A 7299-nucleotide genomic window follows, 5' to 3' on the forward strand; every position below is an offset into this window, starting at 1 on the left:
TGACCGCGACTTGCCTTCAGCCCTGCGCCTGTTAGTCTTGCGGGCTTTCAGGGCCACCAAGGCGAGAATCATCAATGAGTAAAACGCTAGAGCGCTGGGGGTCAAAGCGGGCCTTTATCCTGGCGGTAACGGGTGCTGCGGTGGGGCTGGGTAACATCTGGCGCTTCCCTTATGTGGCCGGAGAGAACGGCGGCGCGGCGTTTTTATTGACCTACGTGGCCTTTGTGATATTGCTCGGCATACCCGTGATGATGGCAGAAATTTTAATAGGCCGCGCCGGACGCCGGGGGCCCATGCAGGCACTGGGGGCGCTGGCGGCAGAAGCGGGTGCCTCACGGCACTGGCGTTGGCTGGGCCTTTTCGGTGCTTTCACGGTGTTTTGCATCCTGTCGTTTTACTCGGTGGTTTCCGGCTGGTCCATCGAATTTCTGGTGGCATCCATCAACGGCAACTTCAGAGGCGCCAGTGCTGCTGATATTGGTGCCGGTTTTGATGCCTTTCTGGCCAATCCAGGCCTGCTGATTTTTAACCACACACTGTTTCTGCTGATGACCATGGTGGTTGTGGCGGCGGGCGTGGCCAAAGGCCTTGAGCGGTTAAACAACCTGTTAATGCCCCTGCTGTACGGCCTATTACTGCTGCTGGCGGTCTATGCCGCTACGACCAGCGGTTTCGGTACAGCCTTGTCCTGGCTCTTTTTACCCTCGTGGGAGGCGCTAACGCCCAGCGTTGTGCTGCATGCCATGGGACATGCCTTTTTTACCCTCGCCGTGGGGGCGTGTGCGTTGATGGCTTATGGTGCCTATATGCCTGACGAGCAGAGCCTGCCGCGGGCGGCCATGGCGGTTGCGGTGTTGGACATCAGCGTGGCGCTACTGGCCGGTATTGCGATCTTTTCGGTGGTATTTTCCCAGGGAATGGATCCTGCCGATGGCCCAGGACTGATGTTTGTGACCCTGCCTATTGCCTTTTCGGAGCTGCCCTGGGGGGCGCTGTGGCTGAGTGTGTTCTTTCTACTGTTGTTGTTGGCGACCTGGACATCGGCGATTAACCTGGCTGAGCCGATGGTGGCCACATTACAGGGGTTAGGCTGGCGGCGGAGCGCTTCAACGGCCGTCGTGGCGCTTAGCGTCTGGTCGATGGGGCTGCTATCGGCGCTGTCGTTCTCAACACTCGCTGATTTTCGCCCGCTGCTCGGGCGTAATGTATTCGAATTGGTCAGCAGTATTCCGCCGGATATTTTCCTGCCGTTAGGCGGTCTGTTAGTTGCGATCTTTGCCGCCTGGGTGCTGCCTCGCGATTCAGCCGCCGCTTCATTGGGCGTGGGTGAGCGCGGTTATCTATGCTGGCGCAATGTGGTTCGCTGGGTGTCGATTCCGCTGACGCTTATGGTTCTGCTTAGCGGGTTGCTATAGTGGTGCGCCATCCCTGCATCAAAAGTGAGGAGCATACAATGAGCAGTGCGTTAAGAAGCTTCAACAGCATGACGCCGCGTCTGGGCGAGCGGGTGTATATTGATTCGGCAAGCGTCGTCATTGGTGATGTCGAACTGGGTGACGACTGTTCCGTATGGCCGATGACGGTGATTCGCGGCGATATGCATCGTATCCGAGTTGGCGCCCGCACCAGCGTTCAGGATGGCAGCGTGCTGCATATCACCCATGCCAGTGACTACAACCCCGAGGGATTCCCGCTTACCGTGGGTGACGACGTGACCATTGGCCATAAAGCGATCCTTCATGGCTGTACCCTGGGGAGCCGTATTCTGGTTGGCATGGGGGCGATTGTCATGGATGGTGCCGTGGTGGATGATGACGTCATCATTGCCGCCGGTGCGGTCGTGACCCCGGGCAAACACCTGGAAAGTGGCCATGTTTATGCGGGTAATCCGGCCAAGGCTTTGCGTCCCCTTAAAGATAAGGAACGCGCTTTCTTTACTTACACCGCTGGTAATTACGTCAAATTGAAAGATAATTTTCTTGCCGAACCAAGTCCCTCTTAAGCGCTTCATTCCCCTCTTTTTTTGTTGGAAAGTCGTATTGTATCGGCCGGAAATCTGTTAATTTATACAGTTTTCTGGTCGAGCGTGTCATGGCGAACTTTCGCACCCACATCACGGTGGCCTCTGCGGGCGGTATGCTGCTGGCTTATGCTGGCTGGCAACTAGAGTGGTGGGCGCCTTCCCAGGCCTTGTTGGTGGTGTTGTTGACCGCGCTTGGCGGTATTTTGCCCGATATCGATGCCGACCGGTCACATTCAATCCGGCTCATTTTCAATATCCTGTCCATACCGGCACTGGTGCTGGGCGTGCTTATATTGCAGCCCTGGTTGTCCTCTGGGCAGTTGTTAATGGCCTGCGGTGGCGTTTACTTGGCGGTGCGTTATCTCGCGGGGATCACGTTTTCGCGTTTCACGGTACACCGCGGTATCTGGCATTCACTGTTGGCGAGCCTTTTATGCGCGCTGCTGACAACGGCTGTGAGCTTTCAACTGCTTTCCCAGCCCGCGTGGCTGGCCTGGTCGCATGGGGCGGCGGTATGGATCGGGTTTGTTATTCACTTGCTGTTGGACGAAATCTACAGCGTCGACTTGGAAGGCGCTCGGCTCAAGCGCTCCTTCGGTACGGCGCTGAAGTTTGGCGATTGCCGCCGCCCGCTGTCGAATATGTTGATGCTGATTGCCTTGCTGCCACTCTGGCCTTGCCTGCCTCCCTGGCAGGTGTTGGGCGAGCTGCTCCATCAAGGATCGCTGCTATGGCGGTAGTCGTTAGCGTGTAGCCCATGTTTTTTCAGCTTGTCGTAGAAGGTCTTGCGCGGAATGCCAAGATGGTGGCAGACCTCGGTGACGCGCCCGTGATGGCGGGAAAGTGACTGGCTGATCAGGCTTTTCTCAAACAGCTCGACCTGGCGGGGAAGCGTTGGCTCTTCGGTATCTGCTTGAGCACCCTCGAGCAGGGCATCCAGCCGGTAGTCGAAGGCCGCGCCAAGCAGTACGTAGCGCTCGGCCAGGTTGCGCAATTCACGTACGTTACCCGGCCAGTCGTGGGCAAGCAGGCTGGCAATGCCATGGCTGTCGACGGTGGGCGCTTCCAGGCCGCTGCGGTTGGCCGCCACGACGGCAAAATGCTGGAAAAGCAGGGGTATATCTTCACGTCTTTCGCGCAGCGCTGGCAGCGGCAAGGTCACCACGTTCAGCCGGTAATAGAGATCCTCGCGAAAGCGGCCGTCCTCGGCGGCGGCTTTGAGGTCGATCTTTGTAGCGGCAATCACGCGGATGTCGAGCGGTATCACATCATTGGCGCCCAGTCGCTCAATATGTCGCTCCTGCAGTACGCGCAACAGTTTGACCTGCAGGGCGAGGGGCATGGACTCGATTTCGTCCAAGAAGACGGTACCGCCGTTAGCGTGCTCAAACTTGCCGATTCGCCGTTCAACCGCGCCGGTAAAGGCGCCTTTCTCATGGCCAAACAGTTCAGACTCGATGGTGTGTTCAGGCACGGCGCCACAGTTGATGGCCATGAAAGGGTGGTTGCGCCTGGCGCTGCGCTCGTGAATGGCGCGGGCCACCAGGTCTTTGCCGGTCCCGGTTTCACCGAACAGCAGTACGTCAGCCTCGACCTGGCTGATGCGTTGAATCATCGCCGCCAAGCGGGAGATTACCGGCGTGCGACCCACCAGGCGCGGGCCGAGCGCCGCTTGCTGAGCTTCGAGTTCTGCTTTGAGGCGATTGTTTTCCAGGCTGAGCTGGCGCTTTTCGATACCCCGGCGCACCACGTCGAGCAATTCGTCACCGGCAAAAGGCTTCTCCAGAAAATCCCACGCTCCGGCGCGCATGGCCTCGACGGCTGTTGAAATATCCCCGTGGCCGGTAATCAAAATGATCGGCAGGGTACTGTCGCGACGATGGAGTTCGTGCAGCAACGCCATGCCATCCATACCCGGCATGCGAATATCGCTGACAATGACACCGGGAAAGTTGGCGGGGAGTGCGGCCAGGGCTGCTTCAGCGGATTCGAAGCAGTGCGGGGTATAACCGGCAAGCTCAAGGGTCTGGCTGGCGGTGATACGCAGGTGTGGTTCGTCGTCAATCACCATGACCGGCAGCGTCGACGGCTCATGCATCGGAAACAGTCTCCTGGGTAGCCCGCGGGGCGGGTGCGAGAGGCAGTGTGATGGTAAAGCAGGCGCCGCCGCCAGGCAGATTGGCTGCCTGCAACTTGCCGCCTAGGTCGTCCATGATACGTGATGAAATGGAAAGCCCTAAACCTAGCCCGCTACCAGGTGCTTTGGTAGTGAAAAACGGCTCGAAAACCTGTTCAAGATATTGGGATGGAATGCCTGGGCCGTTATCAGCAACCTGGATAACCACCTGCTGGCTGTTGGCTTGAGCGCTAAGTGTAAGCGTCGGTGAAGGGGTCTCTTTCATGGCCTGAAGGGCGTTGCCGATTAAATTGACCAGTACCTGTTCCAGGCGTACCAGGTCGGCTTTTACCCAAAGCGTGTCCTCGGGCCATTGCTGTTCAACCTCGATGCGATCATCACGCAGTCGGCTCTGGAAGAGGCGCAAGGCGTAATCGGCACAGGCCTGAACGGAAACCGTTTCCGGGTGGTCGCTGCTTTTACGGGAAAACTGGCGCAGCTGGGCGCTAATGTCGGCCATCCGGTGGGTAAGCTCGATTATCTGCTCCAGATTCGCATCTGCCTGCTCCACCCGGGACAACTCGATGAAGCGCCGGGCGTTTTCGCTGTAGGCGCGAATAGCCGCTAGTGGCTGGTTAAGCTCGTGGTTAATGCCCGCGGCGAGCTGGCCTAGAACCGCGAGCTTGGCCGCCTGGATGAGTTCGTCCTGGGTTTGACGCAGGTTGGCTTCTGCTCGGCGACGCTCATCTATTTCATCAGAAAGGCGTTGGTTGCTGGCAACCAGGTCGCGGGTACGTCTCTCAACGCTCATCTCCAGTTCATCGCGAACCCGGGCCAACGTCTGCCGTTCGCGCTCGGCAAATGTCTCGCGCTCACGGCGAAGACGAAGCCGTTGCCAGCCGATACCTGCGGCCAGAGCAACGATGCCATAGAGGCCGCCGGCCATCAAAGCGGCCACCCATTGGGCGTTTACGACGGGGCTAAGCGGCTTGAGTATATGCATTTGCCAGTTAAATTCAGGGATTTCCCGGGTCAGGTTCAGGTAATGCCCGTCACTGAGCGGGCCGTCTTTAAACGTCACTACGCGGCTGTGCACATTCAGGATGTCTTGCACCTGAATGCCGGAGGGGGGTAAAGGTTCTTGGCCGTAGCGTTTTGTTGCATGCAGTGATTGCCGCTGTTCGTCGGTCAGCGGATAAAGCGCACTCATGCGCAGTTCGGGTTGGCTGGCGAGGAAGATAATGTTGTCGTCATCGGTAACGAACAGGGTGGATTCCTGCTCAGCCCAACTTTCTTCCACGTCGTTGAGCAGTACTTTAATGACCAGGACGCCATCGGGGCGCGCATCGGGTGAGGTGTCATCCAGCCATACCGGGGACGAGAAGTAATAACCGCGTTCCTGCGACTGGAGGCCGAGTCCGTAAAAGCGCCCCTGCCCCCCTTCGATCGCATCCTGGTAATAGCTGCGAAATGCGTAGTTTTGTCCGATGAAGGTGTTTGGACGGTGCCAGTTGCTGGCCGCTATTGTGTCAGCATTGCGGTCCAGTAGATAAACGTCAGAAACGCCAGAGGTAAAACGAAACCGATCCAGCAACAAATTGAGGGGCATCGGGTCCTGGCTGTCCGGCGAGGCGAGAAAACGCTGGACACCTTCGCGCGTTGCAAGCATCTGCGGGAGGTAGTCGTAACGTAACAGGTAGCCATTGAGGTTGGCGGCGGACAGGCGCAGTTCGTTTTCCGCCTCTTGCTGAAGGTTGTTCAGTGCCTGCTCACGGGCCAGGAGCGATGCTTGCCACATGCACAGGAAAAGCCCTAGCGTTACCACAATCAACCATAGATACCGCCAGCGGAATAAAGAAATGTTCATGCGGGTGCCGAACTTGTTCCCTGGGCACGGCGCAAGGCGCGCTGTGCGCGTGTTTCAGCACGAGCCACTTCCAGCAAACCATCCTCGACAAATACCAGGTGTTCGTGAGCGCGTGTACGTGCGTCTTCAGGGCGGCCTTCAATGATGGCATCCAGCAGAGACCGGTGTTGCTGCATCAGTTGGCTACGTGAATCCGGTTTGGCGAAGAGGTGGGCCAAATTATCCACGATACTTTGTTCAAGCAGATGGAAGATGCCGCGAATCGTATGTAACAGCAGAACGTTATGGGCGGCTTCCGCAATGGCCAGGTGAAAGGCCGCATCCAACTTTGCTTCCTGGGCTGGGTCGGCACCGACAAATCCGCCGTCAAGTTCTTCAAAGCGCTGTATAAGAACGGCTTTATCGGCTGGCGTAGAGCGCAGCGCCGCGTAATAAGCCGAAATGCCCTCCATGGCGTCGCGGAACTCAAGCAGATCCAGATGGAACTCTTTATGACGGGAGAGCATTTCCAGCAAAGGGTCGGTGTAACCACTATTAAGCGACTCTTCAACAAAGGTGCCTCCGCCTTGACGGCTGGTTAACAAGCCGCGTGCCGATAGTTTCTGTATCGCTTCTCTTAAGGAAGGCCGTGACACACCAAATCGTTCAGCAAGCTCACGCTCGGGCGGTAGGCGCTGCCCGGGCTTCAAGCTGCCTTCTAATATCATGGCCTCCAGGCGCTCGGTGATCACATCGGCTAATCGCTGCTGGCGTAGCGGAGGGTAGTTCATTAAATGGCCCTCAAAATTGGTAAGACCAATAATAGGTTTATCACGTAATTAACTCAAGCTGTCAGGCAGGGCACAGACCCTCTGTCAGTGCACAAGAATGAGAGAATTAGCCTGAAGGCTGTTCAGGCAGAATTTTTTTTCGCACGCCCCTTGCGTCCCCGCCAGCAACACCGTAAAGTACGCATCCGCTGCCGGGGACGCACGGCGTTGCCAGCGGTGGTCGAGGTTGAAAAACCTTGATTTGTCAGTAGGTTAGGCAAGTGAGTAGAAGGATGAGTAAGACGAACATTTCCTTCGCTTCCGCCAAACAGTGATTGACAAGTCTTTAGAAGTGCGTAGAATGCGCCTTCCTCGCTTAGCAGCGGCCACGTCATGTTTTATGGCCCGCAAGCGACTGCTCTTTAATAATGTGATCAGGTAATTCATGTGGGCGCTTGCCGATGAGGGTGATAAATCACCTATTATCAAGGCAAGCGACTCGTCCAAGGTCTTCGGACCTTGAGAGAACGTTTGAAAACCTTGA

6 protein-coding genes are annotated in these 7299 nt (G+C 57.1%); 3 read left to right on the forward strand and 3 right to left on the reverse strand.

Going from position 1 to position 7299, the window contains the following annotated elements; translation table 11 throughout:
• The first annotated feature begins 74 nt into the window (after nucleotides 1-74).
• The 3 genes from NH395_RS17565 to NH395_RS17575 all read left to right on the forward strand — a co-directional run bounded on the left by NH395_RS17565 (nucleotide 75) and on the right by NH395_RS17575 (nucleotide 2763).
• Entirely contained in the window at nucleotides 75-1415 is a 1341-nt protein-coding gene (locus NH395_RS17565; protein ID WP_253026723.1) for a sodium-dependent transporter, read from the forward strand.
• 38 nt (nucleotides 1416-1453) lie between these two features.
• Nucleotides 1454-2002 carry a gamma carbonic anhydrase family protein gene (locus NH395_RS17570; RefSeq protein WP_253026725.1) on the forward strand — a complete coding sequence of 183 codons (549 nt, stop codon included), beginning with the start codon at nucleotides 1454-1456 and terminating at the stop codon, nucleotides 2000-2002.
• 89 nt (nucleotides 2003-2091) lie between these two features.
• Complete coding sequence (locus NH395_RS17575; RefSeq protein WP_253026727.1) at nucleotides 2092-2763, forward strand: metal-dependent hydrolase; 672 nt, start codon at nucleotides 2092-2094, stop codon at nucleotides 2761-2763.
• Here NH395_RS17575 and NH395_RS17580 read toward each other — a convergent pair.
• Genes NH395_RS17580 through NH395_RS17590 form a run of 3 tightly spaced genes read right to left on the reverse strand, consistent with a single transcriptional unit; the run spans nucleotide 2739 to nucleotide 6776 of the window.
• Nucleotides 2739-4121 carry a sigma-54 dependent transcriptional regulator gene (locus NH395_RS17580; RefSeq protein WP_066320683.1) on the reverse strand — a complete coding sequence of 461 codons (1383 nt, stop codon included), beginning with the start codon at nucleotides 4119-4121 and terminating at the stop codon, nucleotides 2739-2741. The genes NH395_RS17575 and NH395_RS17580 overlap by 25 nt on opposite strands.
• On the reverse strand, nucleotides 4114-6006 hold the full coding sequence (locus tag NH395_RS17585; protein WP_253026729.1) for an ATP-binding protein: 1893 nt from the start codon (nucleotides 6004-6006) through the stop codon (nucleotides 4114-4116). Before NH395_RS17585 ends, NH395_RS17580 begins: the two co-directional genes overlap by 8 nt.
• Nucleotides 6003-6776: a GntR family transcriptional regulator gene (locus NH395_RS17590; protein WP_066320680.1), complete on the reverse strand. Its 774-nt coding sequence runs from the start codon at nucleotides 6774-6776 to the stop codon at nucleotides 6003-6005. The genes NH395_RS17585 and NH395_RS17590 overlap by 4 nt, the downstream gene beginning before the upstream one ends.
• Between the last annotated feature and the right edge of the window lie 523 nt (nucleotides 6777-7299).

The organism is Halomonas sp. Mc5H-6, assembly GCF_024124705.1.
Taxonomy (GTDB): Bacteria; Pseudomonadota; Gammaproteobacteria; order Pseudomonadales; family Halomonadaceae; genus Vreelandella; species Vreelandella subterranea.